Below are 21,514 nucleotides of genomic sequence, written 5' to 3'. Positions count from 1 at the left end.
GCCATGGCACGGACCAGCGCCGCTCCAACGGATGCATAACCCTGGCTCGGTATACTGCAGGCCCCCGCCACGCCGCTCGCCCATGTCCAACGTCCTTCAGCTGCGCACCGCAAAACAGCGCGAAGAGCTCCTGCTAGACGACGTACTGGATGCCGCCGAACGCTGCATCGACGAGATCGGCCTTTCGGCCACCAGCTTCGAACTCATCGCCGAACGCACCCGTCTGTCATGCGGCAGCCTGCTGCAGCGCTTCGAAGACAAGGACGCGCTGGTGCGCGCATTGCTCGAACGCAACTACATGCGCGCCATCCGTCAGATGTGGCTGGTGGAACGCCCGGCCAACGTGCACGTGGTGGACTTCATCGCCGGCCTGCTCGAAGACTGGCTGCTGCAGGAAATCAACATCAAGCGCACCCGCATCGACCTGGAGCTGCACCTGGCCACCCTGCGCGACCCGGTGCTGGCCGCCTTCATGCGCCGGCAGAGCGCATCGCTGATCGAACACCTCAGCGCATTGCTCAAGCGCCTGCTCCGCGGCCACACCGACACCGCCAGCAGCGAACACGAATTCCAGGCCCGCGTCTTCGCCGTCGCTGCCATGTGCGGCGGCCTGCACAGCGTGATGACCAGCGGCATGGAACTCAACCGCATGCATCTGCAGCTGATCCTGCGGGAGAGTTTGTCGGGCATCCTCAAGTCGGCGCCGGTGTAATCCTCGAGCAGCACCGGCTCGCCGATTGCGGGCCGCATGCTCCCGCCATTTGCCAGCGCTCACTCAGTCTGCCGACGACGTCGACGCTTCATCCGCTGCACGGGCTCTGGCTGCCTGCAAAAGCTGGGTGACCAACCTGTGCGCATCGTCGCCAACACCGCTGGCCGCTTGCCACAATTCCGGCGGCAAGCGAGAACGCTCCACCGTCATGAGGTGCATCAGATCCCTGGCCAAGGCCAGCCGCTCGCCTTCGTCCATGCCAGGCCCAGGAGGATCGGCGTCCAATCTGGTCACCATGTCGACCGCCTGATCCAGGCAGGCCTCGGTGGCTCCCAACTCGCTTGCGCGCTGCGCCTTGGTCGGCACTTCGTACCACCGGGTTTGCGCCTCCACGTAGCGCGCGGCCAGCACGTCGGCCAGCCCCATTCCCAGGAATGCAGCCAGCGCTCCCACTGCCTGGTAGCCACTGACTACAGCAAGATTCTTGTAATACAGGTCATCGTTGAAATAGCCGTAGGCCGCCGCTGCAGGCGCCTGGATTGCCGAAAAACCGCCCCATACTGCGGCCCCGGCGGCGCCCACGTGGGCCATCGTTCGCCCTAGATTGGCAAGGGGAACACCGCGCGGGGAGCCTGGCGCCCTCAGTTGCGCCTCGCGCACCGGCCGCCGCGGCAGGCTCTGCGCCAATTGTGTGTTGGCGTGCGGGTCGCCGGCCGGTGCAGACGGGCCGGCGTCTGCCACGGTCGCATTCTCTGGCTGCTCGCGCCTGGCGCCTCGGCGCGTGACGGATGTCAATGCTGAAGGTCGCATCGTCACCTCTCCGCTATCGATGTGCACCATTGTTCCCCAGCATGATCGAGCATGACGCATCCGGCCGAAAAACCATTGCCGAACACGAAACAAGCGGCACGGAGCTTGCCAAAGTGCGCGAGCGGTGCATGCACGCGCCACCTATCGCTGCAGGCAAACGAGCAGGGCGGCTGGCGATCGTGTTGAAAGCGCGCGTTGGCCACCACCGCCGGCGCCGATCCTCCGCGCCAGCGGCCAAGACATGCAGCACCCGCGCAACTTCGCCCACGCCTGCACTGCTTCGTGCATTGCTCCCTCCGCATGCACCACTGCCTCAATGATGATGAAAGTGACGCAGCCGGCATCGCCGCTGAGTGGCCCCTGGTGCCAGCGGCTCACTCCAGCTGCCGCGTGTTGCAAGCGAACCGCCAGAGCCACCTCCCCTGATCGTTGACCACACTGTCCTCGACCATGAAACAGATCTCCGGCAACTTCACTCTCCCTTCCACGGCGCTGCGCGCAGACGCAGAGCGCGATGCGCCCGAAACTGCACAGGCGCCCGAACCACACACCCCGCCCCATCCTGTCGCAGACCATCCGCTCAACCTGCTGGAAAAAAGAAGAAGCATCACCGGCGTACTTGCCGACGAACGTAAGCGTCTGGAAGTCGTGGTGCCCCGCCTGCAGGCAGCGTTGGCACCGCACACCTGGTCCTCATCCAGTAGCGACTCGCCAACGACGCCTGTCACCGGCCGCAGCCCCCGTCTGGGCCCGCAACCCGGCTCACCGACCTGGGCCTGTCTGCTGGAGACGCCGGCGCGCCTGTCGGCCCTTGCGGGCGCCGACAGCAGTGACGCATTCCAGAACTTGCGCAACGCACGGCGGCTGGTCAGCGATACGCGTCATGCCCGGCAGCACGTCGTGCTGAGCCCGCGCCTGGTGAAATCGCTGACCAGCCGCTCCGAACGCCCGGACTTGATCCAGAAGCTCTCCGCGTTGAAGCCCGGCGCCCTGGATGTAGACAATGGATTTCTCCACGTAACCCTGGAAACCGGGCACGCAGGCACTGCAGGAACGCTGGACGCCATGCCCACCGTCGGCACCGGCGCATCCGCCTCGACCTACGCGGTGCGGCTGGCCGAAGATCTTTGGCAGGGCGAGCAAAATTGCGGACGCGACTTCATCTTCAAGGCCTTGTTGCGCACCGACCCGCAACGGCCGATCCCGCCGACATTGTGCGACCCTGCCACCGCTGCAGACGCACCGGCGCTGCAGCAACGGGTCGCTGAGCGCAAAGCCATGATCTTCCAGGAGTATCAAATGATCAGGTCGGTGGATGCAGTGCCGTATATCGTGCGCGCCCACGGCGTGGTGCAGATCGAACACACCTTCGGAATCCTGCTGGAAAAAATCGACGGCATCAGCGTACGCAGCATGATTGGCCGCGCACGCATCGCGCTGCGGCAAGGCGCCATCACCGCAATGGAGTATCTCGGCCTGGCCCGGCAGCTGATGGCCGACGTACTGGTGGGGATCGCCTGCTGCGAAGACGCCGGCATCGTGCATCAGGACATCTCGCACAACAACGTCATGTACGACCAACCCATGAAGATCTTCCGGCTGATCGACATGGGGCTCGGCGCAGAAGAAGGCGACCCTAACCGCGGCGGCACACCGGGCTTCTACGACTTGAGCACCCCTGCCAGGCATGCGCGCGACGTCTACAGCGTGGCGCAATTGCTGGTGCATGTGCTCAAGCGCCCCGACTACAACATGGGCATGATCGGGATCAATCGCGCCAAGACCGCAGACACCTTCCCCTTCATGGATGCGTTGCAGGCTCTCCCGGCCGACCACAAGCGCATTGTGGTCCGCTTCTTCAACAGCATGCTGGACGACGGAACCGGCGAGCGCACCAAGGCAGAGAGACTGCTGCGCGACCCATTTTTCACCGAACCACCGCTCCCGCCCCGTGATCGGATGCACCGCACCTACGAAAAACTGAAGCGGCTGCCTTCTTTTTAGCAGCAATTATTTTCAGCAGCGCCCCCGGTTATAGGTGAGCGCGAGCCGATGGACCACGTAGGGTGTAGTGGCCGGGCCTAGAAGTGCGGGATTGAAAGACAAGTGAGGCAAGTGTGCAGACACGCGCGCAGTTTGAGCGCTGATTCGGGCATTCAATCGGCACCGCTGCGTGCTGCCATACCCGTGCCGGTGATGCGCCCATTCGGCGGTGATCCAGACGTCAACAAAATCCAGGTGTCGACTCCCCGTAAACTTGATCCAGCCATAACTAGAGGTCTCCGGGCACACTAGCCATCAAGGAGACCACCAATGCGCAAGAGCAAGTTCACCGATAGCCAGATCGTCGCCACGCTGAAGCAGGTCGAGGGTGGCCGCCAAGTCAAGGATGTGTGTCGTGAGCTAGGGATTTCCGATGCGACGTACTACGTCTGGAAATCCAAGTACGGCGGCATGGAGGCCGCTGATGTGCAGCGCCTTCGCGACCTGGAGACCGAGCACAACAAGCTCAAACGCATGTACGCCGAGCTGGCGATGGAAAACCATGCATTGAAGGATGTCATCGCAAAAAAACTGTAGACCCGGCGCACAAGCGCCCGCTTCTGGCCTGGCTCATCGAGCAGCATGGCTGGAGCGAGCGCCGGGCCTGTTCGGTGGTTGGCGTGGCGCGCTCGACGATGCGCTATCAGCGTCGTCCCGATCGGGATGATGAGGTTATCGCGCTGTTGTCCGAGTTGGCCGAGCGTTTTCCTGAGCGTGGATTTGGAAAACTTTTTCAAATCATCCGCCGTCGCGGACATGTGTGGAACCACAAGAGGGTCTGGCGCGTGTATTGCCTGATGAAGCTCAATCAACGTCGTCGCAGCAGGCGCCGGGTACCGACGCGTCATCCACAGCCGCTGGCCTGCGGTGATCGACCCAATGCTGGATGGTCGATCGACTTCATGTCCGATGCGTTATGGGACGGTCGGCGTTTTCGCACGTTCAATGTCATCGACGATTTCAGTCGGGAAGCCTTGGCGATCGAAGTGGACCTGAATCTTCCGGCCGCCCGCGTCATCCGCACGTTGGAACGCATCGCAGCTTGGCGCGGCTATCCGAACAAGCTACGTTTGGACAACGGGCCGGAATTTGTCGCGCTGGCCTTGTCCGAGTGGGCCGAGCGTAAGGGCATCGCCTTGGACTTCATTGAACCGGGGCGTCCGATGCAGAACGGTTTTATCGAACGCTTCAACGGCAGCTACAGGCGCGGCGTGCTGGACATGCATCTCTTCCGCACGCTGAGCGAGGTCCGCGAACAGACCGAACACTGGCTTGCCGACTACAACCAACAGATCCCGCACGACAGCCTGGGCGGACTAACGCCCGCTGAGTTCCGTGATCAACATCAACCGCAGACCTCTAGTTTTAGCTGGCATTGAATTGCGGGGAGTCGACACAGGCGGCACACCACGTCATGGCAACGGATGCGCCCCTTCGACGACAGCGCACTCCACATCGTCCAGCACCCGGCCCACCTGCTCGGCCAGTAGCTCCAGACAAAACGCCAACTCGTCCATGCAGATGGCCGGCTGCCTAGCCTGCTCTTCGGCCTGCGTGCGTGGCTGCGCCAGACGCGCCAGAAACCGCATATGGTCGCGCAGTTGCTGCAAACGGTATTGCGCGCCTTCTGGCAGGTAGTAGCCAGTGTTCATACTCAGCTGTTGATCAGCCCCGGTCATTCGATCTCTCGCATTTGTCTAAGCGACGACGCCCCCCCGATTTTGAGTAGCACCTCAGTTTGGAGTCCAATTCCCTAACTCGAGGAGATTGGACGTGAAGAAGCGTTTTTCTGAAGAACAGATCATCGGCTTCCTGCGCGAAGCTGATGCCGGTGTGGCGATCAAGGACCTGTGCCGGCGGCATGGCTTCAGCGAGGCTTCCTATTATCTGTGGCGCAGCAAGTTCGGCGGGATGAGCGTGCCCGATGCCAAGCGGCTCAAGGACCTTGAGTCCGAGAACGCGCGGCTGAAGAAGTTGCTGGCCGAGCAGCTGTTCGAGAACGACCTGATCAAGGATGCACTGCGAAAAAAGTGGTGAGCGCACCGGCGCGTCGCATGCTGGTGCGCGAGTGGATCGGGCGTGGTGCCAGCGAGCGTCGTGCGTTGGCAGTGATCGGCATGAGCGCCAGTGCGCTGCGATATTGCCCGCGCGAAGATCGCAACGTCGAACTGCGCGAACGCATCTGTGCGTTGGCGCATCGCCATCGCCGTTATGGTGTGGGGATGATCTATCTCAAATTACGACAGGAAGGACGCATCGTGAACTACAAGCGTGTGGAGCGGTTGTACCGCGAGCAGCAGCTGCAGGTCCGGCGCCGCAAGCGCAAAAAGGTGCTGATAGGAGAGCGTCAGCCGCTGCTGCGGCCATCGCAGGCCAATCAGGTGTGGTCGATGGATTTCGTGTTCGACCGCAGCGCCGAAGGCCGAGTGATCAAGTGTCTGGTGATCGTGGACGATGCAACCCACGAAGCGATCGCCATCGAGGTGGAGCGCGCAATCTCGGGCCATGGCGTGACACGCGTGCTGGATCGGCTGGCGCACAGTCGCGGCTTGCCACAGGTGATCCGCACAGATAACGGCAAGGAGTTTTGCGGCAAAGCGATGGTGGCCTGGGCACATGCGCGTGGCGTGCAGTTACGGCTGATCCAGCCTGGCAAGCCAAACCAGAACGCCTACGTCGAATCGTTCAATGGCCGGCTGCGCGACGAATGCCTCAACGAGCACTGGTTCCCAACCCTGCTGCATGCGCGTACCGAGATCGAACGCTGGCGACGCGAATACAACGAGGAGCGACCCAAGAAGGCCATTGGCGGCATGACGCCATCTGCGTATGCCCAACAGCTGGCCAACACCGATATCATCAACCCCGGACTCTAAACCCGGCCGCTACTCAGAGCGGGGGGACGTCGGCGAACCACCGATGTCGGAGGTGGCGAACCGCTGTACGAGGAGTTCCGAGGCTCCGTGAGGTGATCGTGCTACTGGCAAGGCTTGGCGTCAAGGTTAGCCGGCAATAGCGTTAGTGACCTTACCTGTATGCCGACCAGAGCGCGTGGAATCCACCAGCTCGGCGGCACCGCCACAAGACCGGCCAAATCGCGCAATCGGCGCAACGCATCAGAGTTTTCAAATCCCTTCTACGTCCATCCCATGCTCGGCAAGCCACGCCTTGCGTTGCGCATAGTCTGGCATGGCACGCTCCAACCGTAGCCAGAACGCAGGAGTGTGATGCGCCTCATGCAGATGCGCCATCTCATGCACCAGCACGTACTCGGCGATGCGGGCAGGGAGCAGGATGGTCTTCCAATGGAAGTACAACCAGTCGCCCTTGCCACACGAACCCCAGCGGTAGCCCAGGTCCTGCACCTTGACGCCCGCCGGCGCGACTTCCATCCGGGCCGCATGCTCCAACATGCGCGTGGACAGCCAGGCTTTGGCACGCGCCCCATACCATCGGATGAAATGCTCCCTGGCCTCGGGCAAGGCCTCCGACGCCAGGCAGAAACGCCCGGCGGCCAGCTTCAGCGGCGTGGTCTGATCGGACATCATCTTCAGCCGGTAGCTCCGCCCCAGGTAAAGAAAGCCCTCGCCACCCACGAACTCCTTGCGCGGTGCATGGCGTTGCAGGCGATCCTTCTCCGCCAACCGGGTGTAGATCCAGAAGCGCTTTTCCTGCACAAAGGCACGTAACCTGGACTCTGCCACGTCTGGCGGTGCAGACAGCACCAACGCGCCATCACGCTCGACGGTGATCTCCATCGTCCGGCGGCGCGCACTGTGTCGCACCGTAAACAGCAGATCGTCCACCTGCAGACTGGAGGCTGTCATGGGTGCTCGCATGGCATCACACCTGCATCAACCGCGCGTGGCTGGCACGCGCCTGTTCCATCAGCTTGTCGGTGAGCAGCCCCGCCGCAGCTTCGTCCATCAGCGGGGGACGCAGCCGCATCAGACGGTCGAACAGCAAACCATTGAGCTGTTCCTGTGCCGCGCGCTTGTGCGGGCTCCAGATATTGCGGTTGCTCTGCAGCTCCTGCACCAACAGCTCGACCAGCTCCACGGTCACGTCCATCAACCGGAGCAGTTCCGTAAGGGGCGGCTCGCGCCCGGCACAGACCACGTCCATCACCGTGCGAAGAAACGGCGCGCAGTGCTCCGGCACACCCGCCGGCGCATCGGCAGCACCGGCGCTGCCGTTGCGCACGTCGTCCACCAGTGCCTGCAGCTGAGCAACCAGCTCGCTCCATTGCTCACCCAACGCCCGCAAGATCTCGTTCAATCGCTCGGAAAGCTTGCGGTACAGCACCGGGTCCTCGTCGGCGTGCTTGCGGATATGCGAGCGCACCGCGTGTTCCATTTCCGAAGCCTTGGCGCGGTCATTCGCGGCCCGGCTCACATGTGCATCGAACTGGGCATCTGTCAGCTGGATCGGCGCAATCTTCGGGTCGATGCCCAGCGAGATCACATGATCGTCGATCAGCTTGCGCACCTTGGCGCCCACGTCCTTCCCAAGCACCGGCGTGTCCTTGTAACGATTGCGGGCGCGCGCATGGATGTAGGCCAGGCGCTTGGCATCTGCCGAGAACGGCAAACCTTCCGGACGTGGCAACACCGTGTCCAGCGATCCAAGAAACGCCTTGAGCTTGACCACGAACTCCGCTCTGAGCTTCTCGTTACCGAGTGCATCCACACATGCCTCGGTGTCCGCCAGCGAGTCGATGCCCCGCTCGCGGAACAGATCAACCACCCGCGCATACCGGTCGCGCAGCACCGGTACTTCGTCCTTCAAACTCGCCAATGCGCCAACCACATCTTCATCGGCGTAGGCAGCCAGCGCTTCCTTCAGATGCTGGGCCACACCGTAGTAATCCACCACGATGCCGCGGCGCTTGCCAAAGCCGGTGCGATTGACGCGCGCAATGGCCTGCAGCAACTCGGCCTCGCGAATGGGCCGGTCCAGGTACATCACACCGGCAATCGGCGCATCGAATCCCGTCAGCAACATCGACTTAACCACAAGGAACGCCAGCGGATCCGCTTTGGTCGCATCCGGATGGAGCAGCGGCTTCTTGAAGCGTTTGATCAGCGACTCATGAGTGGCACTGTCGGTCCAGTGCTTCCAGCCGGGATCGTCGTTGTTGCTGCCGGAGATGATCGGCGCAAACTCGATACGCGCCAGCACCTCGCGATAGCGCCAGGCCTGTACCACTGCGCGCAGTTTCGGCGGCCGCAGGCACAGGCCTTCATCATCTATCGCCTGGTCCTGTGGGCTCAGCGCATCGGCCTCCTGCAGCAGCTCGTCGCGTGCGGCTTTCAAGGCGGTGAAATAGCGGATCGCAGCCAGCCGGCTGTAGGCCACCACCTGGGCCTTGTAGCCATTGGGCAGGATGTTGGCGACGTAATGGCGCAGGATATCGCGCGCCTTGTCGGCAATCAGCGCAGGCGCATCGAAAATATGACCCTTGGTGGCGTACTTTTGCTTGATCGCTTCTAGCTCTTCGGGCGTGTGCTGGCGGAACAGATCCTCGAACAGTTCATCCAGATTCGCGCCATCCTTGATGGCGCCATTGGCAGTACGTCCTTCGTAAAGCACCGGCACCGTCGCTCCATCGGCCTCGGCCTCCTTGATGGTGTAGCGGTCGATGAACTCGCCGAAGATCTCGTGAGTTCGCTTCTTCTCGCCCATGATGATCGGCGTGCCGGTAAAACCGATGCGCGCGCAGTTGGGCAATACGGCCAGCAGGTTGGCATGCAGGTCGCCGGCCTGGGTACGATGCGCCTCGTCCACCAGCACCAGGATGGCCTCATCATCGTTGAGCACCTCGAAGTGCTCCGCAGCCGCTTCGGCCTTGCCATACAGCGCCCGCGCCTCCTTGACCGCGTGTCCAGCAGCCGGCAGATCCTCGGCCTTCAGCGGGGCATCATTGGCCGTGTCGCCATCGCGATACTTCTGGATGGTGACGAATACCAATCCCGGCCCCTTGCGCCGCGCCAGGGCTTTCAGATCTGACGTGCTGTTGCCCACCTCAACGGTTTCGCCGGTGAGCGTGGCGGTCACGGACAGCTGGCCTTGCAGGTCCTTGCGGTCGGTGACCACCACCACCTTGAAGCGTCGCAGCGCCGGCTCGGCGCGCATCTTGCGCACCAAAAACACCATGGTCAGCGACTTTCCCGAGCCCTGGGTATGCCAGATGATGCCGCCACGCTGATCGCTTTCGCCATGCTGCAGCCGGGTCTGGCCGCGCTTGAGCCTTGCGATCGCACGGTTCACCGCACGGTACTGCTGATAGCGGCACACCGATTTGATGGTCTGCCCGCCCACCTGCATGAACAGCAGGAAATGCTTCACCACATCCAGCAGGTTCGCTGGCGCCAGCAGGCCGGCAATCAATCGCTCCTGGGCATTGAGCGCCTGCTTGCCGAAGCGTTGCGCCGCCTCTGCCTCTGATCCTTCGCCGTCCGGCCCCACCACGGTCTTCCACTGCGCGAAGTGCTCGAAGCCCGCACCGATACTTCCCACCCGCGCCTCATCCACGCAGCTGGCCACCAACAACTGGTTGGTGGCGAACAGCGCCTCGTTGCCCTCGTTCTCGTCCACTTCCAGCGCCGCCTTGCGCTGGTTGCTGTAGCGGCGCAACTGGTCCACGGCCTCGCTCAACGGCTCGGGGATGGACGGACTCTTGCACTCCACCACCACCAGCGGGATGCCATTCACCAGCAACACCAGGTCAGGCACGATGAAGGCCTTAGCGCTGTTGAAGCCGGGCGGGCAGTCCACGCGGTACTGGCTGACCACGGTAAAACGATTGTTGCTTGGCGTGTTCCAATCGATATAGCGGATCGTCTGCCCGCGCCCACCATCCCAGCCGGCCAGCCCGTCGACCGTCAGGCCCTTGATCAGCAGCTCGGTGGCTTGCTGGTTGGCCTCCATCAACTTGTGCGCGCCCAGGCGCGTGATCGCAGCCACTGCGTCAGCGAGGCGGGCGTCGTCCAGCCAGGGCTTGCCGTCCGGCCCCGGATTCAGGGCCAACAAGTGCTCGCGCAGCCGGACTTCCTGAACGACCTCGGCGAAGCCGCTCCGTTCTGTGGCGGCGGGGTCGTCCAGGCTGCCGGCCAGATGGGCCCAGCCCACCGCCTGCAGCTGCGCCACGAAAGGCTTCTCAACGTCTTCCAACTCCCAACCCATCAACGTCTCCCTGGCTGGATGCTGGCATCCATGAACATCCCAATATTCTCACGGACCTCCAAGGAACCCCAAAGCGATCCAAAGACATCCAAAGACCTCCAAAGATGTCCAAAGACCTCCAAAGAGTCCCAAAGACCTCCGAAGAAAGAACCCCGTTCTCCTGGCGACACCCTTTCAGTCGTCAGGTTCAAGGGTGTAGTAGGCCACCCGGCGTGTCCCATGTTGGGACAGCCGCCCTTGCTCTTTCAGCCGCCACAACAGCGCCTTGGCCTGCAAGGCACCCAATCGACACAGCTCCATCACCTCGGCACGGCGGATCTGCCCGTGCTGCTGCACGTAGTTCAGCACCAACTGCTCGTTCTGCAGGCTGGTGAAGCCGGCTTGCCGGGTATAGGCGGCCTTCTCGCCCTGGCGCTGATACACGGCCGCCGACAAGGTGTAGCTGCGCCCACGGGTCTGCCCGTGCGCTTCGATCAGGCCGGCCTCGGTCAGCGCCTCCAGCGTGCGCTTGGCGCTGGCCGGGTCTCGCTGGATGCGCGCCGCCAACTCGTCGGCGGTCACGCGCTTGAGCTCGCGCAACGCGGCCAGTGCGATCAGGCTATCGATCGGCAACTCGCCATGGCTGCGCCGCTCCTGCTCCACCACCATGCGGCCGAAGTCGAGATCCGCCGCGCCGGTATCCAGCCGCACCACCACGCTGTGGCTGTCGGTGCGCGTGTAGTCCGGCGCCGAGCGGCCGAAGCGCAGCAGGCCGCGATAGATCGTATCGACCCCGCGCCCCGAGCGTTCCACCACCCCGATGCGCTTCATCGCATCGGCCAATGCCCGGTTGCGTGGGCGCGGCTCGGTGGTCAGCAGGTTATCCAGCGTCACCCCGTCGACCAGGCCGCCGGGGTTGCTGACCACCAGCGCGTCGTTCTCCAGCCGCACGTGCACCGCGCCCATGCGGTGGTAATCGCGGTGGATCAGCGCATTGGCCACCGCCTCGCGGTAGGCCCCCATATCGACCTTGGGCACCGGCACGCGGAAAAGGCCGACCTGCAGTTCTTCCTCCGGGTTGTACGGGCGGAAGTTGGTTTCCAGCCACTCGATGGCCTGCAGCAGCGGCACGCGCCGGAACTCATTGAAGCGTACCGCCTGCTCGGCCAGCACCTGGAACGCAAACTCATGCGTGGCCACATGCTGACGCAGCGCTTCGACCCGACCGATCACCAACAGGCCACACAGCGTCGGCACGCGGAGGCCGTCGGATTGGCGCGTCGTGAAGCCCAGCGCGCCGTCCAGCGCCTCGTCGTCCAGCTCCAGTAGCACGCGGTCGCCGCCGTACTGCTGCACGGCTTGGCGCAGGCGCTCGCGCTCCAGCGGATCGAAATCGGACAACTGCGCGCCGGCCACCGGCTGCGCCGACGCATCGACCAGGCCGAGCTGACCGAGACGGCTGTCGCGCTCATGCGGCAGCATCGGCACGCATTCGGGCGTGCCATCGTGTTTAAGGCGGCGACGCAGGTAGACGCCAGCGGCGGTAGCCACCACCGAGGCGGCCTTGGGTACCACGATCCGTGCCACGGGCACACCGTCAATCTCCACCGCCTCCACCTGCACCGCGATAGCGGGCGAGGTGCGCGCCGCGATCAGGCCGGGCAAGCCGACCAACTGCCGGTGATCGGCATGCAAGCCGGTCGGCCTGCCATCGTCTTCCACGCCCAGCCACAGCTCGCCACCGTCCGCGTTGGCCAGACACACCACAGCCTCGGCCAGCTCGGTGTCGGACAGCTTCCTGCGGTCGCTCTTGAACTCGACCGTCAGCGATTCGGCAGGTGGCAGGGTGTGGGTCATGCGGTGGCGGCATCCAGCAGCGGGGTGACGCGGACGCGACCGGTGAGGAGGTCGTGCATAAGACCTAACTTGGCTTCATGTAGAGCGATCATATTCCTCTCAGTGAAAGCCCGGGATTTGTCATGCTCATCGATGATCCTGTGGATGGCGTTCTGCTCTTGGGTAGACGGCGCGGGCACCCTCAGACCCTTGAGATCCTTCCAGTAAATCGCCGCTACAGACGTAGTACCAGTAGCTAGTCGACGAACACGCCGACGGCCTACTTCACTTCCCAGATAGTGGGCAAAAAAATGACCGCTCCCGATATGGCTGGGTATCCTCGCCCTAAGAATATTATTATCGAAGACGTGCTCAGCCTCTACGTCGCGCCAAGAACAGGTCTTCCCGACCAGCTCTGGGGTGTTACGTGTATTGAATAGTAGATCTCCCTCAGAGAGCAGAAGCTTATCAGCGTGTAGGACACGCGATGCCGCAACCAGTTCCACTGAACGGAGATCGATTTCGTTATTTTCCCGGAGATTACCCATCTTCAGTAGACCGTAATTCGCGGCATCTTCGCTCGCACCGCGAACACCCACACCGAGCAATGGCTGGAATTGCAGAGCAGAGAAGCACGGAGTCTCCCAATCAGTAGGAATCCAACCCAGCAACGATGACTTGTAGAGATGAGGCGCCTCAGACTGCGGCAGGCGTAGTTCGCCATTGGCGTCGATGCCCCGCGTCAGCAGGTCGTGCAGCAGGCCCTGCTTGACGGCCTTGAGCTTGACGATCAGTGCCTCGGTTTCGTGGATGGCGGTGTCGAGGACCTTCAGGACACTCCCAATAACTTCTTGCTGAGGCAGCGGAGGCAACGCGAGCCAGCACAACTTCATATCGCTAGGCTTGATGAAAGGCTGTGCGGAGCCGGACCGAGGCCAGTAGTCATCGCGATTAACTCTGTAATGCAAGAATCTGGCGCTCGCCTGCTCGGCGCTCGGCACCACTGCTTGCACATTGGCGAGCGTTGTCCAGTCCCCACTTGCCAAGAAGCAGCGTCCGCAGTTGGCGCCGATAGCTGAAAGAATAACTGCGTCGGTGTCATGGAACTCCGGGACGTCAACAAACCCGTCCTGCCCCGCTGCGCTGAACGCAGGAAATCCGCTGCTTAGATAGTTCTGCTTTGTCAGCCCTTTGCGTCCGCCTTGGATGAAATCACAAAAGCTCTTCAGTTGCAGCGCCTGCCAACCCTCCGGTAGGTCCTCTGGATGAATCGGCAATGTTCCCGGACCAAGACGGACCTCAGACATACCCCAACCCCTTCAAGAACCCTTGCAACGCTCGCGCCGCCTCATCGCGCTTGCCTTCGATATCCGCCAGCGTCACCCGGTACTTGTCCCACCACGTCTCGAACGCGGCCACGACATCCTTGCGCTGCGCGGCGACATAGCGCTCGACAATGGCGCGCATGTCGTCGTGCAGGATGGTCAGCAGCAGCGCTGCGGCTGCCGCGTCGTCCAACGCATCGACCTTGCGGTCGAGCTCATTCGTGAAGCTGTCCTTCTGGACCTTGAGCTGCTTCTTGACTGCAGCCAGGTCTTTCTTCCAGGCCTTGAGCTGTGCCTCATCGAAGGTATCTTCGTTCTCGTCCGCATCGGCCGGTTCGGTATCGCCGTCCTCGCCATCGGCGTCTTTCGATGCTTTGGGGTCGGCCGCCTTGATCTGGCTGTCCAGCTCGGCCTTCTTCGCCTCCAGTTCGGCGATGGCTTCGACGAACTCGGCCATCAGGAAACGCACCAGCTTGTGGTCCAGCGGGTTGTCCTTGCTGGCCTTGTCCTCCAGCGCGGTGACGATGCTGGTGCGCCAGGCGTCGATGACGCCGCGGGCGCCGCGCGCCATCAGGGTCTGGAATTCGTAGCGGCTCTGTACCCAGAAGCCGGCGATGATGCCGCGCACCTGGAACGGATCGAGCAGGCCAACGGCTTCCAGCGCGTCGCTGAAGCTGGCCAACAATTCGTGGCGTAGCGCGACCAGCGCAGCGGCATCGTTCTGGCGCCCGGCCAGCGCGGTGATGCGGGTGCCGTGGGCCTGCCACCATGCCTCGAACACGTCGCGCAGCGCCGCCTCCTTCGCTTGCAGGCCGGGATTGCCTTCGACGGCGGGCTTGAGCTCGGCGCGGGCGGTCAGCATCGGCGCAAAATCGAAATACGCCGCGTCACGCACGACGAATAGCTCCTGCGGGTCGAGGCCATGCGCAGCGAACAGCGCGGCCTTGGCCTGCACCTCGGCTTTCGGCACGCCGCCAACCAGATGCGCGCGCACGTCGTGCGGTTCCGGTGCCGGGGCGTTGTCGGCATACCGGCGGATGTTGAGGTTGCAGCCGTTCTCCAGCAGCGTGGCGTTATCGACGATGGCGGAAAAGCCGTCGATGGCCCGGAATTCGTCGAACGTGGTGACGATCTTCTCGATGTGCTCGGGCAACAGGTAATTCTGCGCACGCCCCTCGAAATACTCTCGGTCGGCATTGATGAAGAGCACCTTGCCCTGGCGCTGCACCGGCTTGCCGCTGACGCGGTTGCCACCATGCTGCACCTGTTGACGCAGCACCAGGATGCAGGCGGGGATGCCGGTGCCGTAGAACAGATTGGGCGCCACGCCGATCACCGCTTCCAGCAGGTCGTCGGCAATCAGCCCGGCGCGGATGCGTGCCTCATCACCACCGCGAAACAGCACGCCATGCGGCATGACCGTGGCGATCATGCCGCCATCGCGGGTCACGGCCACCATGTGCTGCAGGAACATCAGGTCGGCCTTCTTCGCGCCCAGCGGCACCTGGCCGTAGCGGAAGCGTTCGGGGAACTTCGGTGCCCAGGCCGGCGTGCCATCGGCGTTCTTGTCGGCGGTGCCCCAGTTGATCGAGAACGGTGGGTTGGTCAGCACGCGGTCGAAGCGCTGCAGCTCGCCACCGGCGACATGCTGCGGCTCGGCCAGCGTATCCTCGTTGCGCAGATCGGCGGTGCTGATGCCATGCAGCAGCATGTTCATTTGGGAGATCGACCAGACCGTGCCATTGAACTCCTGCCCGAACAGATTGGCCTTGCGGCCGTCGCCGCCATGTTCGTCAATGTAGTCCTTGGACAGGATCAACATACCGCCCGATCCGCTGCAGGGATCATAGATGTCGTGATGCTGCTCGGGCTTGAGCAGCTGCACCATCATCCGAACCACCGAGCGGGGCGTGTAGAACTCGCCGCCTTTCTTGCCGGCGGAGTCGGCGAATTCGCCGATCAGGTATTCATAGGCCGCACCCAGCAGGTCGGGAAACTCGAAATCCTCGTTGCGCAGGCGATGCAGAGCGAAGTGGGTGATCAGCTGGCGCAGCTTGATGTCGGGGAGCTTGCTCTGGCCAACCTTGCGGGTGAAGTCGATGTGCTCCAGCACGCCTTCCAGGCTGTTGTTGGTGTCTTCGATCCCGGACAGCGCCTTGTTCAGCGCGTCGCCCACGTTCTGGTGGGCATCGTTGACCAGCGTCTGGTAGCGCGAGATCCGCGGAACCCAAAACGCACCCTCGACCTTGTACCAGCGCGGATTTTCGGCAGACGCCTTGGCTTGCGCATCGCTTTCGCCAGCGCGCTTGCGCTCGGCGATGACCTGCTCGCGGCGCTGCTCGAACACATCGGAGCAACGCTTGAGGAACAACATCCCGAAGATGTATTCCTTGAATTCGGACGCATCCATCTTACCGCGCAGGATGTCGGCGGCCTTGAACAGATGGCGTTCCAGCTGGGGAGGGTCAAGGGCATGAATCAAACGTCTCTTTAAGTAATGCTTAAATTCGAGTGAAAGATTGGCATCAGTTTCGCCTCTCAACGCGGATCGACGGCGCCAGATGATGGATTTTTTACAGACAGCTCACTGAGACCACCAGCTTTCTTCGCAGGGCTTTTGTCAGCTTTCTGAAGCAAGGAACCAAACCGGCTTCAATGGCAGCTGCGTGCGGGCAGTGTCACTGAGCTGTGCGTAATGCGTAGTCCATAGCTCAACCAACTTCCGCGAATCGATCAAGCTAACGCGCCGATGCGACTGCCGCGCCTCAAAATCGGCATCCTTGGTGAAGCCAGACAGCGCGACGTACAGACCGACATCGCCCTCTCCCAGAACCGCCATAAAGCTGCGCAGGCCCGTCACATCGATCCGCGGCGAGTTGGCATTGCGCTTGACCTGCACCTTGATGCGCGGCGGGCGGGTGCCAAGCGGGTCGTTGTAGGCGATGATGTCGGTGCCACCGTCCTTGCCCGGCGGTGCGACCCAGGCAACGTGATACCCCATCGCACGCAGTAGCGACGCTACTAGTTCCTGGAAGTCATACGGCGGCATCGCGGCGAGATAAGCCTCGATCTCGGCCCATGCCATTTCTTCGGCTTCTTCCAGCGTGATGCTGGCCGATTCCTCGGTAAGTTCGCCTTCGGGATCGTCGACCTCGTCGGCAACGGGCTGGGCACTCTTCCATTTCTTGTACAGCTGCCCAACCGCACGGATGAATTGCTCCGGATCCGGGTAGGCGTGCAACGCTGCTTCACCCTCTGGCGTGAGGGTCCAGATGCCTTTGTCCTTGACCAGCCAGCCGGCCTTGACCGGCGCCACAGTGCTGAAGCGCACGATCTTCTCGAAGCGACGGCCGCCGGTTTCGTAGTCGCCCGCTTCGTACTCGGTGAGCACGACCTGCTTTTCCAGTGCGCCCAGCGCGTCTGCGGCGCGCATGCCTTCCGGTTGGGCCTTGAGGATATGGAACAGCGCACGGGTCAGTTCCCCCGTGCGGCGCCTGCTGATATTGGCCATCTACTTCCTCTGTGGCGCGACGTTGGCGCTAACGCCGTGCTTAATGATAGTCGTCTTCACGCCGATGCCTGACTGCCAAAACGGTGACGACCTGATCGCTTTCAACCTCAAACAGCAGCACATAACCGCTTGCACCGAAGCCGATCACCAGCTCCCGCAAGAACGGGTCCGCCAACCCCGCCTTGCGGCAGCTCAAAGGGGCCAGTTCAAGCACGGTGACGCCGTCGCCGACGGCCTGCAGCGCGCGCTTGGCCAGGGTGAAGTCGCCTTCGGCACGCTGTAGCGGCCAGTCGTAAAGGCGCGCGAAATCGTCGCGCGCTTCCTGAGTGAAGCGGACAGAGAATCCCACGCTGGCTTAGCCCTTGCGCGCCTGGTCCAGTTGGGACTGCAGCCCGGCCAGCACATCCTTCGCGTCGATGTACTGGTTGGATGCCTTGGCGCTGTCACGCGAGGCCAGCCCGCGTGCGATGAAGGCTTCCTGCTGCTGGCGCTGCTGCACCTGGGCGCGGACGGAGTGCTCGACAAAGCTGGACAGCGTCTCGCCCTCCTGCAACACGGCTTCGGCCGCTTCGCGCAGCGCCGGGTCTACCCGGAGCGATGGAAGAGATGCGGATTTCATGGCAGGCCCAGTGCGTTGCAATTGCGATGCATCATCGCAAGCGAGCGCCGGTGCTTCAAGGTTTTCTTTGCAGACCTAAGCCGACGGTGTCGTAGCTACGCTGACGCGATGGACCGTGAACGCTGAAACTCAACGCTTGCACGTGCCAGATGCCACCGCGCGCTTGACGCTACGACGCACCTGAGAAGCGCTCATACACAGCACTTCTCCAAGGGATGCGCAAGTCGAGGCCCGGCCCGCCTGGGCGACCTGCCTGTGTGGCACCACGAGATCTTTGGGCTTCAATGCCACAGCCGAGTCTGCCTCATTCCATATTCCGGAATATGGAATGAGGCGAACGACGTGTTTGTGCAGGAAATCTCAGCTACACGATGCCTGGAGCGGTGCTCTACAGGTCAAAAGCAAAAGCCAAAAGCTCTCACCCAATGCTTTGCGGCTTGACAGCCTCTTCCTGTAGTACCCCTCTCTCCTGCGCCTGACTGTGCACTTGCGCCAACGTACGCGCATCAAGCTCTTGCAGCTTTGCCAGCGATTGCTCCACCGGCGTACTGACGGCCACGTCAGTGGGCATGCTGGCACGCAGATCGGCCGGGTTGCTGGGTTCGCCCTGCACCACGAAAACGGTGGCACCGGCCGCTGCACGCGGCGTCCGGTTGCTCAGTAGCACGTGATGGATCCACGCAAGCCTTTGCTCCTTGGCCAAATGGCCAGGCTGGCGCTCATCCGCTCGCTGTGTGCATCGCGGCGCCTTCCCATGCTGCCCATCAATTGGCCGACCAGGGGCGTGACTTGGCACCTGCGCGCGTGCTGCACTGGCGGCGATGCTGTGCTCGGCCTGGGTGCTGACATAGCGATCCATGCTTTCTTGCACGGCCTCTGGCTGCCCCTGCCGATGCCGTTCCAGCAATGCCACCGCATCTGCAGGACGGTTTGTATTGAACAGCGCAACCACCTCGTCTGCGCGCTCTTTGGTACTGACCTCTATGACCCGAGCCATCTGCGCTCTCCCTGCATCGATTAAGGAGTGACAAAACGATCGCCCCTGTTGTCCAGTGGATCCGAACAAGCAGCCCTTCCCTCGGCGACAGGTCTGCATGGCCATCGCGCGCGATCAACCTTGTCCATCAACTCAAAGCGTTGTCCGGTCCAGACCAGAAATCCAAAGTGCAGATATGCCCAGTCGTTGTAATAGCGCGGGTCATCGGCAAGCGGGGCATCCGGATCTGACTCGATGACCCAGCGCAACACGGGAACTTGCCACAGGCGCGATACATCCAGGAAGGGAATCGGCTCCGCATAGGCCTGATAGTGCCGGACCTCGTCTTCGGACAATGCGGGCGCAGGGGGCAACACCTCTCCACTCACATCCACCAGCTGGCCTTTCTCTTCATACCGAAATGCCCGCACGCCTCTTGAGTTCTTGCAGTCCAATGCCCGTTCGGTGCACCTCACCCCGCCGACCAGGTAGACGGTATGACGTGAATCGCGCGACTCGAACGAGCGCACCCAGAATGCATCTGCGGCCAACATGAAATCGGCGCGCGTGCCCAAACCCGGAGACGCAACATACGCGGCATGCTTCAAGGCCTCGCCGCGTGCTTCGGTGGCAACGCCCAGATCAGCGGATGGAAGCGACAAGATGAACTCAGCCAGGGGACGCGGCGCAGGGCCAATGCATTCGTCAGCGGGCAACAGGACGCTGCGGCCAGAGGAGGTTCGCTGCGACCGGGTTGAACAGGCTGCCCCCATGCCTTGCTCCAGCGCGAAGCGCTTCCAAGGCTTTGGAGAGAACGAGGGCACTGCGGGATAGACATTCTCGGTGGCGGGTGAGGTCGCAGGGGAGCGTGTTGCCGAGCGGGCGCTGTCTTGGGCGCATCCAGCTACGACGCTAAGCACGGCACCCACGACCAGTCCGTTTAATTGGCGATGATGCATGCTCTGCTCCGTCTGGATGGCCTAGCTCACGATCGGCCTGATTTTTTATCAGACTGCATCAGTACTGCTCCGCCCCACGGGCCACTGTTCAGGCCTGCTGCGACCCGTGCGCAAGCCGTTCACCTTAGGCCGCACGTCATCGCTTGGCAATCGGTTGCCATGCTGTATTAACTGGAAACGAAACGGTCCTCACCATCTGGATAATCCGCACATGCCGGTTCGCCTGTGCGCTGCTGGCGACACGGCCACTGCGCTCTAGCGACTCGTTCTACCAGCTCGAAGCGTTCGCCTGTCCACCGAAGAAAACTAAAATGGGCGTAAGACCCGACGCGCTTCGGGTCATCGGTGGCCAGCGGCTGGTCAGGGTCGAATTCCATCAACCATCGCATTGTCGGCGCCAAGGGCAGCTTGTCATCGAACAGAAAAAGCTCCGAGCCGCCGTGGTCGTTTTGCCGGGCAACATCTTCTGCAGTCAGGCTAGGCGCTGGCGGAAACACCGTTGCACTGACATCGCGTGCGATACCGTCCTTGGTGACGCGATACGCCTTTCGCCCTTTGCCTGACTGGCACGCAAGGCCTGCCTCGCCCGCGCCACATTTCACCGGCCAGACCAGGTACACCGTTTTGTCGGGATCTGCACTTTCAAACGAACGGATCGTCAGTTCACCCGCAACCACCGTGAAATCCGCGCGCCGTCCCAATCCGGGCGCGGCCACGTATACGGCATCGCGCAGGCGCGCTTCGCGCGCTTGCGGCGAGGCATCGACCGCATCTGCAGGCAGGGCAAGCAATGCAGCCGCCATATGCGCAGGTGCCGGGCCTTTGCAAAACCCGTCCCTTAGCAAAGGCGCAGGTGAGGAGCCCTGTGATTGCGTACGGTCCACGCAGACGGCGCCCATCTGCCGTTCCAGTTTGAAGGACACCCAAGGTGAAGGCGTGGCAGCAGGCGACTGAGGAAAGGACGATGCTTCGTGTGCACCGCTTGAGGGTTTTGCGGCTGCCTGTTCCATCGAAAGCCGTGCACACCCAAGCGTCATGATGGGCGCCAGCGCGGTCGCCACGATGCAATGCGTCAGCTTCTTCACGGGCATCCTTGAACGAAGAGGGCGAACGCCACGGACTGTGGCCGTATGAGCAGGCTCGGTCAAGTGATTGATCGCAGACGAAAACGGTTCAGCGACACTCTCATTTCGGGACCGAAATAGACGCTGCATCCCGCAAAGACGCCATCTGGCATGGACTCAGCGCGACTGTCCGGGGGTGAGCAGCAATTCGGATGGTTCGGAACGTTCAACCAACACGCTGCGTGCGGCTCCATGTGATCGCCAGCATTGCACAAGGAGGTTGAAGTGGCCTGTGTTAAAGCCAGCCTAGAGCATGGATGACCCATAGGCGCTGCCCCGTCCATTCTTGATTTACCGCACCGATCATCCGACAACGACTTCGCCTGAGCGACGGCCGGTCACGACCATCTCGTACCACCTGCCCATTGACCGTACTGGGTAGCGGCAAGCGCACCTCGATTAGCGACCAGGTGCGCGCACGCCATCGAAAGCCCT

The 21,514-nt window shown here is 62.4% G+C and carries 17 protein-coding genes and 1 pseudogene; 4 read left to right on the top strand and 14 right to left on the bottom strand.

Translation table 11 applies throughout. The features are described from left to right. The first annotated feature begins 82 nt into the window (after positions 1-82). Positions 83-712 carry a TetR/AcrR family transcriptional regulator gene (locus ACDH77_RS05555; RefSeq protein WP_008574141.1) on the top strand — a complete coding sequence of 210 codons (630 nt, stop codon included), beginning with the start codon at positions 83-85 and terminating at the stop codon, positions 710-712. A 63-nt stretch (positions 713-775) separates the two neighbouring features. Here the strand turns inward: ACDH77_RS05555 and xopAV are convergent, their stop codons facing one another. Continuing rightward, the gene (xopAV, locus tag ACDH77_RS05550; RefSeq protein WP_031421504.1) at positions 776-1,552 is read right to left on the bottom strand and encodes a type III secretion system effector XopAV; all 777 of its coding nucleotides are present in this window, start codon (positions 1,550-1,552) and stop codon (positions 776-778) included. Positions 1,553-1,951: 399 nt separating this feature from the next. Between xopAV and xopAU the strand changes: the two genes are divergently transcribed. Further along, on the top strand, positions 1,952-3,526 hold the full coding sequence (gene xopAU / locus ACDH77_RS05545) for a serine/threonine-protein kinase (protein WP_031421503.1): 1,575 nt from the start codon (positions 1,952-1,954) through the stop codon (positions 3,524-3,526). Between the two features lie 309 nt (positions 3,527-3,835). Then, positions 3,836-4,944, top strand: a protein-coding gene (locus ACDH77_RS05540) for an IS3-like element ISXca2 family transposase (RefSeq protein ID WP_087944180.1) whose coding sequence is annotated in 2 segments (ribosomal slippage) — positions 3,836-4,088 and positions 4,088-4,944 — 1,110 coding nt in all. Because the reading frame shifts where the segments join, the coding sequence is not laid out codon by codon here. Positions 4,945-4,977: 33 nt separating this feature from the next. Here ACDH77_RS05540 and ACDH77_RS05535 read toward each other — a convergent pair. Next, positions 4,978-5,244: an XAC0095 family protein gene (locus ACDH77_RS05535; RefSeq protein ID WP_031421501.1), complete on the bottom strand. Its 267-nt coding sequence runs from the start codon at positions 5,242-5,244 to the stop codon at positions 4,978-4,980. 94 nt (positions 5,245-5,338) lie between these two features. On the opposite strand from ACDH77_RS05535, the gene ACDH77_RS05530 reads away from it, so the two are divergent. Next, a protein-coding gene (locus ACDH77_RS05530; protein ID WP_094030629.1) for an IS3 family transposase occupies positions 5,339-6,441 on the top strand; the annotation gives its coding sequence in 2 pieces (ribosomal slippage) (positions 5,339-5,597 and positions 5,597-6,441; 1,104 coding nt in all). A 249-nt stretch (positions 6,442-6,690) separates the two neighbouring features. Here the strand turns inward: ACDH77_RS05530 and ACDH77_RS05525 are convergent. The 12 genes and pseudogenes from ACDH77_RS05525 to ACDH77_RS05470 form a co-directional block, all read right to left on the bottom strand. Continuing rightward, positions 6,691-7,371 (bottom strand): M48 family metallopeptidase, encoded by a 681-nt coding sequence (locus ACDH77_RS05525; RefSeq protein WP_202903012.1) that lies wholly within the window; start codon positions 7,369-7,371, stop codon positions 6,691-6,693. 37 nt (positions 7,372-7,408) lie between these two features. Continuing rightward, complete coding sequence (locus ACDH77_RS05520; RefSeq protein ID WP_031421493.1) at positions 7,409-10,750, bottom strand: type I restriction endonuclease subunit R; 3,342 nt, start codon at positions 10,748-10,750, stop codon at positions 7,409-7,411. Positions 10,751-10,924: 174 nt separating this feature from the next. Continuing rightward, complete coding sequence (locus tag ACDH77_RS05515; RefSeq protein WP_031421491.1) at positions 10,925-12,586, bottom strand: ATP-binding protein; 1,662 nt, start codon at positions 12,584-12,586, stop codon at positions 10,925-10,927. Then, positions 12,583-13,872, bottom strand: coding sequence for a restriction endonuclease subunit S (locus ACDH77_RS05510; RefSeq protein ID WP_031421489.1), 1,290 nt, complete (start codon positions 13,870-13,872; stop codon positions 12,583-12,585). Before ACDH77_RS05510 ends, ACDH77_RS05515 begins: the two co-directional genes overlap by 4 nt. After that, entirely contained in the window at positions 13,865-16,372 is a 2,508-nt protein-coding gene (locus tag ACDH77_RS05505) for an N-6 DNA methylase (protein ID WP_372371853.1), read from the bottom strand. The genes ACDH77_RS05510 and ACDH77_RS05505 overlap by 8 nt, the downstream gene beginning before the upstream one ends. A gap of 138 nt (positions 16,373-16,510) precedes the next feature. Beyond that, a complete protein-coding gene (locus ACDH77_RS05500; protein ID WP_031421485.1) occupies positions 16,511-17,401 on the bottom strand; it encodes a restriction endonuclease in 891 nt (296 codons plus the stop codon). Between the two features lie 40 nt (positions 17,402-17,441). Beyond that, the gene (locus tag ACDH77_RS05495) at positions 17,442-17,750 is read right to left on the bottom strand and encodes a type II toxin-antitoxin system RelE/ParE family toxin (RefSeq protein WP_011346670.1); all 309 of its coding nucleotides are present in this window, start codon (positions 17,748-17,750) and stop codon (positions 17,442-17,444) included. 6 nt (positions 17,751-17,756) lie between these two features. Continuing rightward, entirely contained in the window at positions 17,757-18,020 is a 264-nt protein-coding gene (locus ACDH77_RS05490; protein WP_031421482.1) for a YlcI/YnfO family protein, read from the bottom strand. Between the two features lie 144 nt (positions 18,021-18,164). Next, positions 18,165-18,311, bottom strand: a pseudogene (locus ACDH77_RS05485) (MarR family transcriptional regulator); the annotation flags it as partial. A 127-nt stretch (positions 18,312-18,438) separates the two neighbouring features. Beyond that, entirely contained in the window at positions 18,439-19,017 is a 579-nt protein-coding gene (locus ACDH77_RS05480; RefSeq protein ID WP_326687068.1) for an XVIPCD domain-containing protein, read from the bottom strand. Positions 19,018-19,037: 20 nt separating this feature from the next. After that, positions 19,038-19,658 (bottom strand): hypothetical protein, encoded by a 621-nt coding sequence (locus ACDH77_RS05475; RefSeq protein ID WP_228729048.1) that lies wholly within the window; start codon positions 19,656-19,658, stop codon positions 19,038-19,040. Positions 19,659-20,122: 464 nt separating this feature from the next. Beyond that, positions 20,123-21,040, bottom strand: a complete 918-nt coding sequence (locus ACDH77_RS05470) for a hypothetical protein (RefSeq protein ID WP_230201278.1) — start codon at positions 21,038-21,040, stop codon at positions 20,123-20,125. Between the last annotated feature and the right edge of the window lie 474 nt (positions 21,041-21,514).

This window comes from Xanthomonas axonopodis pv. maculifoliigardeniae (assembly GCF_041519315.1).
Lineage (GTDB): Bacteria > Pseudomonadota > Gammaproteobacteria > Xanthomonadales > Xanthomonadaceae > Xanthomonas > Xanthomonas euvesicatoria.
The sequence above is the reverse complement of the archived record's forward strand: the minus strand, read 5'-3'. Positions and strand labels throughout refer to the sequence as shown.